Origin of the sequence: Paenibacillus rubinfantis (assembly GCF_001486505.1) — a bacterium.
Lineage (GTDB): Bacteria > Bacillota > Bacilli > Paenibacillales > Paenibacillaceae > Fontibacillus > Fontibacillus rubinfantis.
Window position 1 is genome coordinate 1,244,516 of record NZ_LN909065.1, and the last position, 15,742, is coordinate 1,260,257.

The window sequence follows — 15,742 nt, forward strand, 5'->3', positions numbered from 1 at the left end:
ACCGCCGCGATGGAACGACGGCGCATGGAAACTTACTTAATCGTGATGATATCGGCTTCGCCTTTTGGCAGCTTGCCGGTCTTATGCAACGTTACAGACGCGCCTTCCGGCAGGTTCGAGAAGACGATTGGTGAAATGATCGATGGGGCATGTTCCTTCACATAATCGAGATCCACTTCCAGAATCGGTTGTCCGGCAGCGACCAGATCGCCTTCCTGGACCAGAACATTAAAGCCTTGGCCCTTCAGCTTCACGGTATTGACGCCGATATGCACAAGAACTTCCTTCCCGCCGTCCGACATAATGCCAATCGCATGTTTGCTTGGGAAGACATTAAATACTTTCCCGTAAACCGGAGAGCAAATCACGCCGTCATGCGGCAAAATCGCGAACCCGTCGCCGGTCATTCTTTCGGAGAACACCGGATCGGGAACATTGGAAATATCCATCAGTTCACCGTTCACCGGCATGACGATATCTTCCTTGATGATCGCATCGCCGTCTTGGGCGGCTTGCTGTTCAACCTCGGCAGGTTTCACGTCCTCTGTTTTCACAGCAGCACGAGGTGTCTTGCCGCTCATGATGTCGGCAATTTGCGATTTAATTGTGTCGGAACGGGTTCCGAAGATGGCTTGAATGTTGTTGCCGACCTCCAATACGCCGGATGCCCCCAGCTTCTTGAGGGTGTCTTTGCTTACGTTGCCTTTGTCCTTTACTTCAACCCGCAAACGGGTGATGCAAGCATCCAGGTGAGCGATATTCTCTTGTCCGCCAAGCGCAGCCAGAATATTGTGCGGCAGCTCATCCTGACTCACCGCTCCGCCCGTTCCAGTACCTTCCGTATCGCTCTCTGCATCTTCACGTCCCGGCGTCTTCAGGTTGAACTTCCGGATAACAAAACGGAATCCGAAGTAGTAGATCACCGCGAGGATCAAACCAACGATGATGACGTTCCACCATGGGGTACGGTTTGGAATCACCCCGAAAATAAGATAATCGATCAAACCGCCGGAGAAGGTCATCCCGATTTTCGTCCCCAGAATATGCATGGTCATAAAAGACAACCCGGCAAAAATCGTATGCACCGCAAACAAAACTGGTGCAACGAACAGGAACGAGAACTCGAGCGGTTCCGTGATCCCCGTCAAGAACGAGGTCAACGCGGCCGAACCCATAATCCCGGCCACATATTTCTTATGCTCCGGTCTAGCTTCGTGGTAAATCGCCAACGCTGCGGCTGGAAGACCAAACATCATGAATGGGAATTTACCGGTCATAAAGGTACCGGCAGTGAATGGCACGCCGTCTCGCAGCTGAGCCATAAAGATCGATTGGTCGCCGCGAACAAGCTGGCCTGCTTGGTTCACGTATTCGCCGAATTCGAACCAGAACGGCGAGTAAAAGATATGGTGCAAACCAAACGGAATCAACGCCCGCTCAACCACCCCGAAAATAAACGCGGACAACGTCCGGTTCTGTTCCAGCATAAAGTGGGAAGCGGAGTTGAGGCCTCCTTGGATCGGCGGCCAGATGACCACCATCAGCAAACCGAGAAGCAGTGAAGTAGCGGCCGTCATAATCGGCACGAATCGCTTCCCGGCAAAGAACCCGAGATACGACGGGAGCTCGATCCGGAAAAACCGGTTATACATCGCCGCCGCCAGAATCCCGACGATAATCCCGCCGAAAACCCCGGTAGCCAACGTTGGGATACCAAGTACACTCGCGTAGGCCGGATCGGTCCCGATCATCGACGGCGTTACGCCGATCACCGTCCCCATCGTCACGTTCATGACGAGATAACCGATGATCGCGGCCAGACCGGCAACGCCTTCACCTCCGGCTAACCCTACGGCGACGCCTACCGCAAACAGCAAGGCCAGGTTCGAGAAGACGATTTGGCCTGCGTTCATCATGACGGTAGCCACAGCATGAACGCCATGATTATCCAGCGCAGGCACCAGGTCCAGGAACTCGGGGCTGACCAGCATGTTGCCGATCCCGAGCAGCAGCCCTGCCGCCGGGAGTAGGGCCACCGGCAGCATGAGCGCTTTACCTACCCGCTGCAAAATACCAAACAAACGCTTAAACATAAATACCCTCCTGTTATGACATAGTGCAACAAACTAAAAAAGCATGAGCCAATATAGGTTGTTTGTAATGTACCGTTATCGCTTACGGATATAATACCCCGTAACCGTCCAATACAATCCAAAAAAACCTTTATCAACTCATGCCTGATCGAATCAGTCACACATTGTGATTATGAAGTTGTTGCCAATGCACTTAGGAATTATAGCAGACCTTTTTTTATTGCGCAAGCAAGCTACTGAAGATTTGCCGGAGCTACCCGGTGCAAGTGCATCGTTAAATAGCTAACCTCAGCCTGATAAACCGGCATCTTAAGCCGTTGCTCCATCACCTTGGTCAATTTGTACGCAAGCGAATACAAGACTGGATATTCCTGCTTCAGCAGCATTTCCAGTTTGTCGACCTCACCAACCTGCTCTCCCCGCCGAATCCGCTCGATCGCAAACCGCAGATGGGTTAACAAACGCGAATAATCCAGGGAGTTCCGAAGAATCGTGAAGTGAAGCTCCGTCTCAATGATCCCGACTAAGTCGGCGATCAATTGGGCATGTCCGCGAACCTCGCTGATATGACGGTTCGTCATGGCGCTGTTAATGTGGAGCGCAACGAAGCCGATCTCGTCCTCGCCTAGATCAACCCCCAGCCGCTCCTTGATTAAACGAATGGCATATTCCGCCAGCTCGAACTCCACCGGATAAATCTCTTTGGTTTCGAATAGAAACGGGTTATGAAAAGCGAGATCCTGCTCCGCCCGTTTGATCGCGAACGCCAGGTGGTCGGTCAAGGCGATATGAATATGCTCGTTCAGCTCCGTTTGCGTCTTCCGGGTGATATACATAATGATTTCGCCGATGATTTCAATCAACTGCTCATCTACCTGGGGGACGAGCTGTTTATATTGCTCCTGCTCCTGCTGATTCGTGAGAATGAACATCTTCTCTACCGCTTCAAGCGGGATGGAGTCCCCTGGTTTCCGGTTAAATCCGATGCCTTTGCCGATCACAACGACCTCGCCACGCTCCGGGTGATTAGCGATGATGACATTGTTATTCAACACTTTGGCCACGCGCAGGCTGTTCACAACAGTAGCACCTCTTTTTCCTATTCTCCGAAAACGGGTTAAGCCCATTATAATGGATTTTTCGAGCCGCGTCAGCCGATTCCCAGGCATTTCAAAGGCGTCCGCGCCCATAGATGAGCGGGACGCCGAATTGTCTTTTTGTCCTATGACAAAGTACACGGATTACAGGCGCTTGTCAAGCCGGACCTTAGGTCCTACTATTGGTCTGGATCCGGTTCCTTCGATGCAGCGGTCTCCAGCGTAACAGGCTCCGGTGCTTTCATACTCATCCCGGATTTTGCGGCTGGCACCTCGGCGGCCGGCGGAGCGGCAATTTTGCCCTTGGTTAGGCCTTGGATTAACCGATCCAGCTCGATCCCCGATACGCTCTTCAGCATGTCAGGCGCCGTGGCCATCAGCTCGGTCACGTAATTGCTGACGCGGGCCGCCCCTTCGCCTTTGCCGGTATCGACGACGGTCAGCTTGTCGATCGAGGACAACGGAGCAGCGATTTTGCCTGCCAGCTCCGGCAGCATCTTCGTCACGATATCGAGAATTGCAGCCTCGCCGAACTTCTGGAATGCTTCGGCCAGCTTCTCCTTTGCTTCGGCCTCGGCCAAACCGCGCAGACGGATGATTTCGGCATCCGCAGTCCCCTTGGCCCGCTCGGCATCCGCGATCGCCAGACCTTCCAGACGCTTCTGTTCGGCGGAAGCTTTGGCCTGCGTCTCGATCGAGTATTGCAGTGCGTCGGCCTCCCGCATTTTCCGCGCCTTTTCGGCTTCGGCGGCCTGCTCGACCGCATACCGGTCCGCGTCGGCCTTCTTCTTCACTTCCGCGTCATATTGCTTCTGACGGACGGTGATTTCTTTGTCCTGCAGATCGATTTCCCGTTCCTTCCGCACCAGTTCGACCTTCATCTGCTCTTCAACCATCACTTGCTTGGCCCGAGCTTCCTGAATGTGGTAAGCCTGGTCGGCTTCGGCTTTGGCGGTGTCCTGCTCTTTCTTAAACTCTGCCACCTTCAGCTCTTTATCCTTCTCCGCCCCGGCGATGTTCGTATCACGGACCAGTTCGGCTTTCTGTCCAGCTTCTTCCGCTAACGCTTTTTGAATCCGGGCATCCCGCAGGGCTTCCGCCTCAGCGATGTCGGCGTCCCGCTTCACCGCAGCGATCCGCGGCTTACCAAGCGCCTCCAGGTAACCGTGTTTATCCCTTACATCCTTGATCGTGAACGAGACGATCTGCAGCCCCATTTTCTTCAGATCGCGAGCCGCCACGCCTTGCACTTCCTGGGCGAACTTATCGCGGTTGCGGTACACTTCCTCAACGGTCATGGAGCCCAGAATCGAACGCAAATGGCCTTCGAGCACTTCCTGCGCCTCGCCCTTCAGCGATTCTATCGGTTTGCCCATAAATTGTTCGGCGGCCGTTGCGACATCCTCAATCGAGCTGCCTACCTTGATGATGGCCACACCGTCTGCAGATACCGGAACGCCTTGCTCGGTGTAAACCTCCGGCGTCATCACATCCAGCTTATGAGATAGCAGCGACATAAACTCGGCTTTCTGAAAAATCGGCCAGATAAACGCCCCGCCGCCCCGCACGATTTTGATTTTGCGGCCGGATTGGTCGTCGGAAATGTTCTTGCCCCCTAGAAATGAACCCGTAACGATCATCGCCTCGTCAGGGCTAACCGTTTTGTACCTCGCCCAAAACGCCAGCCCAAGCACGAGAATGACCGCGATTACGATCACAGGGATTAGCAGAAAATCCGGAATACTTTCGAACAATGACATCAGCTCCCTCTTCTTGTTTTGCCATTACATCGGGTGGGGATAAAGCTCGGAAACCTGAACAGTCCCATCCTTCGTCGTCTCGACCACGACAACAATCGTCCCGGCGGGAATCTCCTTCCGGTCCCAGCTGGAGGCGATATGTAACGTATTGCCGCCTACCAGCTTTACCATCACTTCGCCAAATCCTTGCGCCGGAATCGGTACGGTGACTTCGCCGACTTTGCCGGGCAGCTCCGCTTCGGAGAAGCCTGTGGAGTTTTCGCTGTTCTCCATCGGCCTCACATAGGCAAAATACACGACGGCGGACAACAAGACAGCGGCTACGATCGCCAGAATCAACACGCCGCCCTTGCCAAGCCCGGTGTACCGATCCAGCAAAATGCCGGCTCCGCCAAAAGCCGTAATTGCCGAGGCTGTGATGATCGGCTTAAGAAAATCTGCGGACAGGAAATCGAACACGCCGTCCAGCCAGCTTCCGAGCAAGTCGCCAAGCAATGCGCTGATGACGGCAAACAAGGCACCGCCGACGAAACAACCCCAAAACAGCGCTTCCATCCTGTTCCTCCCTCTACCCAAAATATTGATGGACTCTACAAATACATACGTAAATTGGAGAAATATGTTTCGAAAAAGAAAAACCGGCCCGCGGGTCACGCCGCGAAACCGGTGATGTGTGGCGAATATTTAAAAAAGGATTTTACAGCGACATCCGATATATTTCAAGCACGTCTTGCTTATCCAACTCCGCGAAATTGCCGAATGAGCCAAAGCGAACCGCCTTATCGGCCATGGCTTCCAGTTGACTGTCGTCAATGTCGTAATCGGCTAAGCGGCTTGGCGCGCCGATTGAGTTCCAGAAGGAGCGCAAAGCTTCGATGCCCTCGAGCGCAATCGTCTCGTCGCTTTTGCCTGCAGGATCCACATGGAAGACGTTGATAGCGAGACGCTTAAAGCGCGGGAGATCCTGTTTCAGGTTATATTTCATCCAATTCGGGAACAGAATGGCCAGACCGCCGCCATGGGGAATATCGTAAACTGCCGACACGGCATGCTCGATATTGTGGCTTGCCCAGTCCCCGGACAAGCCCATGTTCAACACGCCGTTCAGCGCCATCGTACCGCACAGCAGAATCGTTTCCCGGAGGTCGTAGTTCTCCAAATCCTGAACCAGCTTCGGCGCTGCTTCGATGACCGTCCGCAACAGCGCCTCACAGAACTCATCCTGCAGCGGAGTGTGTGGCGTCGGATGGAAATAATGCTCGAACACATGAGACATGATGTCGACCATGCCGTACACCGTTTGATCCTTCGGCAACGAAGCGGTGAACTGCGGATCGAGAATGGAGAAGGCCGGATAAGCCAGTTTGCTGCCCCAACCAAGCTTCTCCTTGGTCGCCTCATTCGAGATCACGGAGCTGCCGTTCATCTCCGAGCCGGTGGCGGCCATGGTGAGCACCGTCCCCAGCGGCAGGGCCGCTTTCGGTACGGCTTTCCGCTCCGCAAAATCCCACATATCCCCGTCGTATTTGGCGCCAACGGCAATCGCCTTCGAGCAATCCAGCACGCTGCCGCCGCCGACGGCGAGGACCAACTCGATGCCGTTTGTCTTGCACAGCTCGACCCCACGGTGCACCGTCGATAGACGCGGGTTCGGCTCAACACCCGCAAGCTCCGTCACTTCGGCGCCGATTTCCCGCAGAATCGCCGTCACTTGATCATACAGTCCGCTGCGTTTGATGCTTCCGCTGCCGTAGACCAGCAACACTTTTTTTCCGTAAGCCGGCACCTCGGTCCGAAGCGAATCCAGCTGGCCTTTACCGAAAATCAGCTTCGTCGGATTATGAAACACGAAATGATCCATGCCGTAACTCCTCCTTAAAATCGGTTATGTAAAAGGGGCTAATCTGCCGACTTGACTTGCTTATTTAGCCTCTTCAAACTTCCAACCTATTATACTTCCAACTGTAACAAAATAACAAACAGAAAAAGGTCGTCCCCGCCTGTCACAGCTTAGGGCGACCTATTCTATTAAATTCGGTTATGCCTACCGTCTGCGGTAACCGATCGACACGACAAAGCGCTCGAACGCCTCACGGCCTTCCGGCGTCGCTTTGAATACACCGGCATGTCCAAGGATCTCCGCAAACTTGCTGCCTACCTCGTCGCGCAGGAGCGCTTCCGCCTCTTCACGAGCCTGCGACATGCCCGTGCGCGCGACCAGTTCCTTCACCCAATCCGCATGTACGGCCAAGCGGGCATTGGGATCGGATACAGTCTGCTCGTAGAGCGCCTTGTCGCCGCTCAGAATGTCAGCAACCCCGGCCAGTTCTTCCTTCAACCGGCCCGGCAGGATCGCTACCCCCATCACTTCGATCAGGCCGATGTTCTCCTTCTTGATGTGATGCATCTCCCGGTGCGGATGGAAGATTCCCTCAGGATGCTGTTCATTCGTCCGGTTATTGCGCAGGACGATATCGGCTTCATACCCGCCGTCTGCGCTGCGGCGAACGATTGGCGTTACCGTGTTATGCGGTACGGATTCCCCGTTCTCCTCAGAGAAGGCCAGGACATCGGCGGACGGATCGCTGTATTGCTTCCATTTCTCGTACAGATCGTCCGCTGCTTCCAGTACAGCTTCGCGGTCTTGGCCATTCACTCGCAGGACGGACATCGGCCACTTTACCATGCCGACGGTGACGCCGGCAAAGTCCGGGTGTTCATACACGGCTTCGACCGGAGCTTTCTCCAACGGAAACGTATGGTGCCCTCCTTGGAAATGGTCATGCGTCAGGATCGAACCCCCTACGATCGGCAGGTCCGCGTTGGAGCCGATGAAGTAATGCGGGAACAATGTCGTGAAATCCAGCAGCCGCTTAAACGTCTCGCGGGTCAGCTTCATCGGCACGTGATCGTGGTGGAACACGATGCAATGCTCGTTGTAATAAACGTAAGGCGAGTATTGGAAAAACCACGGTTCTCCGTTCAGCGTGAGCGGGATGACGCGTAAGTTCTGACGGGCCGGATGATTTAAGCGCCCGGCATAACCTACGTTCTCTCGACACAGCTGGCATTTAGGATACACCGGCGGCGGCAGCAGCTTAGCCATGGCGATTTCTTTCGGATTTTTCTCTGGTTTGGATAAGTTAATCGTGATTTCCATGGCCCCGAACGGGGTAGGCTGCTCCCAATAGATGTTCTGGCGAACCCGGTCCATCCGAATGTAATTGCTGTCCACGGACAGCTTATAGAAGGCGTCAGTCGCCGCAGCGATCCCCTGTTCGCTTTCCGTTTTGCGAAAAGCAGCGATCGTTTCCGACGGGCGCGGCATCAGCAGACCCATGATTTGGGCATCCAGCAAATCGCGGTACGTAGCGGTATCTTCCGGAATCAGGCCGATCGCGAACCCGTAATCAATCAAGATTTCCAGCGGCTCCTGCGGTCCGGTTAACGCCTCCTGCGCTACATCCCCGGCGTATGGCTCATCGAACGAAAACAACTCGAGAAGACGGTTGCGCGAGTAGTCCACGTCCCACCAATCGATCAAACCTTGCTCCAGCGCATAATTCACCAGTCGTTCAATGGCATGAAGTGCGTCTTGACGATTTCTCTCTTCTACTCCCATCCCATAACACTCCCTTAGTCGTTATAGCCGTTTGGATGGCTGTTATGCCACTGCCACGCGCTTTCGATGATGTTCGCCAATTGGTTGCGGGTCGGATTCCAGCCCAGCACGCGGCGAGCTTTGTACGATGAAGCGATGAGCACGGCCGGATCGCCGGCACGGCGCGGGCTGATCACAACCGGGAAGTCGCGGCCGGTAACCTCCTTCACGGTTTCGATCACTTCCTTGACCGAGAAGCCTTGCCCGTTGCCGAGGTTAAACACGTCGCTCTCCCCGCCGCCAAGCAAATGATCTACCGCTCGCAGATGGGCATCCGCCAAATCGCTCACGTGGATATAGTCGCGGACGCAGGTCCCGTCCGTGGTGTTATAGTCATCGCCGAATACTTGGATGGATGGACGTTGCCCCAATGCCGCCTGAATGATCAACGGGATTAGATGGCTTTCCGGACGATGGTCCTCGCCGATTTTGCCGCTCTCATGGGCACCGGCTGCGTTGAAGTAACGCAGGGACACGTATTTGATCCCCAGCACCTGGTCGAACCAGGCCATCATCCGTTCCATGGTCAGCTTGGTTTCGCCGTACACGTTGGTTGGCCGAGTCGGATCGTTCTCCTCAATCGGTACTTTTTCCGGTTCGCCGTAGGTTGCCGCGGTGGAGGAGAATACGATTTTGCGGACATTCGCCTGATCCATCGCGTCGAGCAAGCAAAGCGTACCGTATACGTTGTTATCGAAATATTTCACCGGGTCCTTCATGCTCTCTCCAACCAGGGAGTTCGCGGCAAAATGGATAACCGCTTCGATCTCATTCTCGGCAAACAGCTTGGCCAGAAGCGCTTTGTCGCGCAGATCGCCTTCATAAAGCTTGCCGCCGAGCAACGCCTCGCGATGTCCGGTCTGCAGGTTGTCGATCACGACAACCTCTCTTCCTTGCTCCAGCAACGCCGCTACTGTATGCGAGCCGATATAACCGGCTCCTCCCGTGACTAAAATCGCCATGGTTATTTCTCCCCTTTCATCTCATGTACGCCGTCGCCTACGCCGCACACGTAGAATTCGCCTTCCAGTCCCGTCCGTTCTTTATAAGCCTGGCCGACCTCCGCCACGAACCGCTCCACGGAGTCCTCGTGTACCAGTGATACCGTACAGCCGCCAAACCCGGCCCCGGTCATCCGAGCGCCTAATGTACCCTCGATCTTCCGAGCTTCCTCAACCATCACGTCCAGCTCCAGGCAGCTCACTTCGTACAAATCGCGCAGCGAATCATGCGAGGCGTTCATCAGCTCGCCAAAAGCCTTCAGGTCGTTGGCGCTCAACGCATCCACCGATGTCAGCACGCGTGCGTTTTCTTCCACAACGTGTTTGGCCCGCTTATACAAGACTTCGTTTGTAAAATCCCCCGTCCATTGCTCCAGCTGTTCCGGTTTCAGGTGGGCCAAGAACTCCAAGCCCGGCTCACGTTTTTGCAAAATCTCCAGCGCAGCATCACATTCCGAACGTCGCTCATTATATTTGGAATCGACCAGCCCGCGGCGTTTCTTCGTATTGCCAATGACCAGCTTATAAGCGCCCGTCCGGAATGGCACCAGCTTATATTCTAAGGTGTCGCACATCAGCAGGATCGCGTGGTCCTTGGCGCCGTTTGCCACGGCGAATTGGTCCATGATACCGCTGTTTACACCAACGTATTGATTCTCGGCCCGTTGAGACAACCGCGCGATTTCCACCTTGTTAGTCTCTTTCCCTTCCATGCTCAGGAAGGCGAAGGCTGTCACCACTTCGAGCGAAGCGGAGGAGGACAAGCCCGATCCGTTTGGAATCTCGCCGTGGAACAGCAGGTCATATCCGCTTGTAAGCGAGATGCCGAGCTTCTTCAGTTCGACGTAAACGCCGATCGGATAGTCGATCCATTCGCCGGTTTTGCTAGTACCGAGCTCTTCCACTGCCAGCTCCGCCGTAAAGGGAAGATTGCCGGAAGCGAAGGAGACTTTGCCGTCGCCGCGTTTGCGAATCGCCAGCGTCGTCCCGAATTCCAGCGCCGCAGGGAAGACATAGCCCCCGTTATAGTCGATATGCTCGCCGATCAAATTGACGCGGCCCGGCGCGTTAAACACGCGAATCGACTCCGTGCTTTCCCCATACTTGGATATAAACAATTGTTCCATTTCCTGCTTTTTCATCAACGTACACCCCATCGTCATGGAATCTTGGATTTCTTGTACCCAGTATAATAAAATCGCTTTGCTTTGATAATGCAACTTTGCGAGAACAATATAGATAAATGTGACTTTTAAGAGTAAAATGTGTACAGAGTCCTATGGGGCGTTTCCCATTCCCCTGCCAAAAGGAGACAAGACCCATGATGAAAGAAACCTATAGCGCGGCCGCCAACCCGGATTTGTTCGAAGCGGAGGAACTGCATGTCCTATTCGGGGGCGAAAGTCAGACCCTTCCTGATCACCGGCTGGGTCCAAAAGTATATGATTATTTCCTCCTGCATTTTGTGGAGCAGGGCAAGGGCACGTTTCGGACCGAATCCGCCTCTTATGAGCTCAGCGAAGGGGACGGCTTCCTGATTCTTCCCGATCAGCTCGTCACCTATGCTTCCGATGTGGCCGAGCCATGGCGTTACCGCTGGATCGCCTTCACCGGAGCGAAGGCGGCGGAGCTCGTGAAGCGGGCCGGCTTCACCCCGGAGCAGCCGGTGTTCCGGCACGGCGGGAACAGCCCGATCCCCGCATTGTTGAGCAGCGTGCTGCAGACCTTCCAAGCGAAAAAAAGCAGCTCCCATCTGTTATCGTTGGGGCTGCTGCATCAGATCATGGCCGAAGCCCAGGAGACGCTTGGGTTGGCTTCGGCGCTGCCGTCGGGCGAATCCGGCGTTCAGCGGATCGTCAAACAAATGATTCATTATATGGCCAGCCAATATGCGCATCCGGTCTCGATCGAGCAGATGTGCGCATCCTTGGGCTATAACCGGGCTTATCTTTCACGGATTTTCAAAAAAGAAACCGGCATTACCCCTGTCACCTATTTGCTGAAGCTGAGAATCGATAAATCCCGCCAACTGCTGCGCGAACGTCCAGAGCTGTCGATCGAGCAGATCGCCGCCTCCGTTGGGCTCACCGACCCGCTCTACTTCTCACGGCAATTCCGCCGGTTCCATCACGAATCGCCCAGCGAATATCGCAAGGCGGTCACCCGGAATCCCGCCAAGGAGTAAGTCTCGTCTTACTCCGCCAAGCCTAGCTTCCGGGAGACCGCTCCCAGCACCGCGCCGATCGGCTCGGTGATCAGCAGGTCGGCTCGGCTGTCGTACGCGGTAGACGAGGCGTTGATCAGTACGGTCCGCGCGCCGCGGAAGTAAGTGATCAAATGCGCCGCAGGCTGCACCGTCAGAGAGGTGCCGCCAATCACCAGCAGATCGGCGCCGGCGATCGCGGTGACCGTGTCCTGGATGACCTGATCATCCAGGCTCTCTCCATACAGAACCACATCCGGCTTGATGATTCCGCCGCAATCGCAACGCGGCACAACAGCTTCACTAGCCATTACGTCGTCTAACGTATAGGTGCGGCCGCAGTCCATACAGGTGTTGCGGTGTACCGACCCGTGCAGCTCCAGCACGCGACGGCTTCCCGCCTGCTGGTGGAGCCCGTCGATATTTTGCGTCACCACGGCGCTTAGCTTCCCTGCTCGCTCCAGTTCGGCCAAACAGCGGTGCGCGGCATTCGGCTGCGCTTCCGTATGGATCATTTTCGTTTTATAGAAATCGAAAAACACCTCCGGGTGCCGCTCAAAGAACCGCCGGCTTAAGATCTCCTCCGGCGCGTAAGGCGACGACTTCTCCATCTGGTAAATGCCCGCTGCCGAACGGAAGTCGGGAATCCCGCTTTCCGTCGATACCCCAGCCCCGCCGAAAAATACGATGTGATTGCTCTCCTCAACCCATGCCGCCAAAGTGTCGATCTCCTTGGTCATCTCCTACTTAACCTCCTTTTCATATATCCTTAACTCTTGATAACTGGAAATGATAACGTCCGCGTCCCGCAAGTAAACCGCGTCCAGCGGGTCTCCACTAAACTCCTCCGCAATGCCGATGGTCATCACCACTTCCGCACGTTTTCCCATTTGCATGTCGGCGTTGCTGTCGCCAATAACCACGGCTTCGCTTGGCGAGATCCCCAATTCGCGGCAGGCCAGCAGCGCCATATCCGGTCCCGGCTTCCCCCGGGCAACGCGATCCCGACCGACCACGCTGGTAAACGCGTCTCGGATGCCCATCCATTCCAGATGCTCCAACGCTCCCGCTGTTGAGTCGGAGGTGACAACCGCGAGCTTCACCCCGACCTCTTGGCAGCTCTGCAGGAATTCGCGCAGCCCGGGCAAGGGAACGGCATCCCGACGCTGCTTAAGCTCCTCCATGGCCGCCCCATTTAATTCGCGTACGGCGGTTACCGCTTCGTTCCAGGGAAGCCCTGCGGCATACAATGTCGAAGCCAACAGGGCGATCACCTCTTCTTCCGTTCCCATCGCGACCGGTCCGGTTTTGTCGTAACCGATGACCCGGTTCTCCTCGTCCGTATGCAGACCTAGCAACGCCGCTTTGTTTAGCCCTCCAGGTGAACCCAACTCGGCCAACTTCCGCTCCATCAAGTCGGTTAAGGCCGCCGCCCAGCTTCCCCACAGGCCCATAAAATTCAACAACGTTCCATCCTTATCAAACAAAATGGCGCGGCAAATTGCCTTCTGTCCCTGCGCTTCGATCGTGGCCAATGCCAGTTCCCCTCTCCTTAAATACATTGTCCTTATTATACCATTTTCGTACCTTGTACCGAGTTCCTCAAGGCCATTATCCAACGGCTGTATCCGATGGCCCAGTTCACAGGTCGCTTTTTTAAATCACTTAAAATTTTATCTATTTATTTCGTTTCAACATGGAAGTCTGTGGTAAATAAAACATACGTACTCCAAAATAAGATCAAGGAGGGATTCGATGGCACGAAGCCAAAACAAAATGACCCGGGAAGAAGCGGGACGGTTGGGAGGACTGGCCACAGCCAAAAATCATGGCAAAGCCTTTTACCAGGAAATCGGGCAAAAAGGCGGCGAAGCGACCTCGAAAACCCATAACCGCGAATTTTATCAGGAAATCGGCCAGAAGGGCGGCGAAGCAACATCCCAGAAGCACGATCGAGGCTTTTACCGAGATATCGGCCGCAAAGGCGGGGTCTCCCGCAGCAAACCAGGATTTAATGCATAAACCTTGCGAAATCTCCGGAATTCCGGAGATTTCTTTCTTTTCATAGACCGTTAGAATACCCTGTCCATAAGCTGTTTCCTGTGATCTACGGTAGAAAATCATAACCACTTGTGATAGACTTTAGAGAAAACCTTTAGCGGTGTAAAGCTCCAAAAACTATAAACTACTCATGGGGGGATCGGAGATCATGACAGCCAAGAAGATGCGTTCTGATATGATCAAAAAAGGCTTCGACCGTGCGCCGCATCGCAGCTTGCTGCGTGCCGCCGGCGTAAAGGAAGAAGATTTCGGCAAACCGTTTATTGCGGTCTGCAACTCTTATATCGATATCGTGCCCGGACATGTGCACTTGCAGGAGTTCGGCAAGATCGTCAAGGAAGCGATTCGCGAAGCCGGCGGCGTGCCGTTCGAGTTTAACACCATCGGTGTGGATGACGGCATTGCGATGGGACATATCGGGATGCGTTATTCCCTGCCAAGCCGGGAGATCATTGCCGATTCGCTCGAAACCGTCGTTTCGGCGCACTGGTTCGACGGGATGGTTTGCATTCCGAACTGCGACAAAATCACCCCGGGCATGATGATGGGCGCGCTTCGCGTCAACATCCCTACCGTCTTTGTCAGCGGCGGCCCGATGAAAGCCGGCGTGGACAGCAAAGGCCGTAAATTGTCCCTGACCTCCGTCTTTGAAGGCGTAGGTGCGCACCAAGCCGGACAAATCAGCGATAACGACTTGCTGGAGCTGGAACAATACGGTTGTCCAACCTGCGGCTCCTGTTCCGGGATGTTCACGGCCAACTCGATGAACTGCTTAGCCGAAGCGCTTGGCCTGGCGATGCCGGGGAACGGCACCATCCTTGCGGTAGCTGAAGAACGTAGAGATTTCGTGCGGGAATCCGCGCGGCAACTGATGAAGCTGATTGAGCTTGATCTGAAACCGCGCGACATCGTCACCAAAGAATCGATCGACAATGCCTTTGCACTGGATATGGCGATGGGCGGCTCCACCAATACCGTCCTTCATACGTTGGCTTTAGCTCAAGAAGCAGGCATCGATTACCCGCTGGAACGAATCAATGAAGTGGCTAACCGCGTGCCTCATATCGCCAAGCTGGCTCCGGCATCCGATCTCTTTATCGAAGACGTGCATCGGGCCGGCGGCGTCAGCGCCGTGATCAACGAGCTGCTCAAGAAGCCGGGAGCGATCTACGGCGAGCAAATGACCGTAACCGGCAAGACACTGGCCGAGAACGTCGCAGGCTGCGAAATCCTCGACCCCAACGTCATTCGTCCGCTCGACAAAGCACATTCAGAGAAAGGCGGCCTCGCCATTCTGTACGGGAACCTGGCACCGGAAGGCTCGGTTATCAAAGTTGGCGCTGTTGACCCTTCGGTTGGCGGCTACCATAAAGGTCCAGCCATCTGCTTCGACTCCCAGGAGGAGGCGCTTGAAGGAATCGCTGGCGGCAAAGTCAAAGAAGGCTGTGTCGTTGTTATCCGTTATGAAGGGCCAAAAGGCGGACCGGGTATGCCGGAAATGCTGGCTCCAACCTCGCAAATCGTCGGGATGGGCCTCGGTGCCAAGGTGGGTCTGATCACCGACGGACGTTTCTCCGGCGCTTCCCGCGGCATCAGCATCGGGCATATTTCTCCGGAAGCTGCCGAGGGCGGCCCTATCGCTTTCGTGGAAGACGGCGACATCATCGAGCTCGACCTGAACAACCGCAAGATCGAGCTGCATGTCAGCGATGACGAGCTCGCACGCCGTAAAGCCAATTGGAAATGCTTCGAACCGAAGGTCAAAACCGGTTACCTGGCCCGTTATTCCAAACTGGTTACCAACGCCAGCTCCGGCGGCGTCATGAAAATTTAATTCACTGCTTCATAAAAAGGCCGTACCCGGAT

General features: G+C 54.9%; 13 protein-coding genes. 3 read left to right on the forward strand and 10 right to left on the reverse strand.

The genetic code is table 11. From position 1 onward, the window contains the following. Window positions 1-32: 32 nt before the first annotated feature. From ptsG to BN3277_RS17155, 8 genes are all read right to left on the reverse strand, one after another. A complete protein-coding gene (ptsG, locus tag BN3277_RS17120; RefSeq protein ID WP_059044635.1) occupies window positions 33-2,093 on the reverse strand; it encodes a glucose-specific PTS transporter subunit IIBC in 2,061 nt (686 codons plus the stop codon). A 233-nt stretch (window positions 2,094-2,326) separates the two neighbouring features. Continuing rightward, window positions 2,327-3,172, reverse strand: a complete 846-nt coding sequence (gene glcT / locus BN3277_RS17125; protein ID WP_059044637.1) for a glucose PTS transporter transcription antiterminator GlcT — start codon at window positions 3,170-3,172, stop codon at window positions 2,327-2,329. 197 nt (window positions 3,173-3,369) lie between these two features. Continuing rightward, window positions 3,370-4,950, reverse strand: a complete 1,581-nt coding sequence (locus tag BN3277_RS17130; RefSeq protein ID WP_089153363.1) for a flotillin family protein — start codon at window positions 4,948-4,950, stop codon at window positions 3,370-3,372. A gap of 24 nt (window positions 4,951-4,974) precedes the next feature. After that, entirely contained in the window at window positions 4,975-5,505 is a 531-nt protein-coding gene (locus tag BN3277_RS17135; protein WP_059044639.1) for an NfeD family membrane protein, read from the reverse strand. Between the two features lie 142 nt (window positions 5,506-5,647). Beyond that, on the reverse strand, window positions 5,648-6,811 hold the full coding sequence (locus BN3277_RS17140) for an iron-containing alcohol dehydrogenase (RefSeq protein WP_059044641.1): 1,164 nt from the start codon (window positions 6,809-6,811) through the stop codon (window positions 5,648-5,650). A gap of 183 nt (window positions 6,812-6,994) precedes the next feature. Continuing rightward, complete coding sequence (locus BN3277_RS17145) at window positions 6,995-8,572, reverse strand: UDP-glucose--hexose-1-phosphate uridylyltransferase (protein WP_059044642.1); 1,578 nt, start codon at window positions 8,570-8,572, stop codon at window positions 6,995-6,997. Window positions 8,573-8,586: 14 nt separating this feature from the next. Next, the gene (gene galE / locus BN3277_RS17150) at window positions 8,587-9,573 is read right to left on the reverse strand and encodes a UDP-glucose 4-epimerase GalE (protein WP_059044645.1); all 987 of its coding nucleotides are present in this window, start codon (window positions 9,571-9,573) and stop codon (window positions 8,587-8,589) included. 2 nt (window positions 9,574-9,575) lie between these two features. Then, the gene (locus BN3277_RS17155; RefSeq protein ID WP_059044647.1) at window positions 9,576-10,754 is read right to left on the reverse strand and encodes a galactokinase; all 1,179 of its coding nucleotides are present in this window, start codon (window positions 10,752-10,754) and stop codon (window positions 9,576-9,578) included. 179 nt (window positions 10,755-10,933) lie between these two features. Here BN3277_RS17155 and BN3277_RS17160 point away from each other — a divergent pair, with 179 nt between their 5' ends. Further along, entirely contained in the window at window positions 10,934-11,797 is an 864-nt protein-coding gene (locus BN3277_RS17160; protein WP_059044649.1) for an AraC family transcriptional regulator, read from the forward strand. A gap of 8 nt (window positions 11,798-11,805) precedes the next feature. Here BN3277_RS17160 and BN3277_RS17165 read toward each other — a convergent pair whose 3' ends face one another. Further along, complete coding sequence (locus BN3277_RS17165; protein WP_059044651.1) at window positions 11,806-12,555, reverse strand: NAD-dependent protein deacylase; 750 nt, start codon at window positions 12,553-12,555, stop codon at window positions 11,806-11,808. A gap of 3 nt (window positions 12,556-12,558) precedes the next feature. Continuing rightward, entirely contained in the window at window positions 12,559-13,350 is a 792-nt protein-coding gene (locus tag BN3277_RS17170) for an HAD family hydrolase (RefSeq protein WP_082691490.1), read from the reverse strand. A gap of 220 nt (window positions 13,351-13,570) precedes the next feature. Between BN3277_RS17170 and BN3277_RS17175 the strand changes: the two genes are divergently transcribed. Both BN3277_RS17175 and ilvD read left to right on the forward strand, forming a co-directional pair. Continuing rightward, window positions 13,571-13,837: a KGG domain-containing protein gene (locus tag BN3277_RS17175; protein ID WP_059044656.1), complete on the forward strand. Its 267-nt coding sequence runs from the start codon at window positions 13,571-13,573 to the stop codon at window positions 13,835-13,837. Window positions 13,838-14,024: 187 nt separating this feature from the next. Further along, window positions 14,025-15,710, forward strand: coding sequence for a dihydroxy-acid dehydratase (ilvD, locus tag BN3277_RS17180; protein ID WP_059044658.1), 1,686 nt, complete (start codon window positions 14,025-14,027; stop codon window positions 15,708-15,710). Window positions 15,711-15,742: the final 32 nt, after the last annotated feature.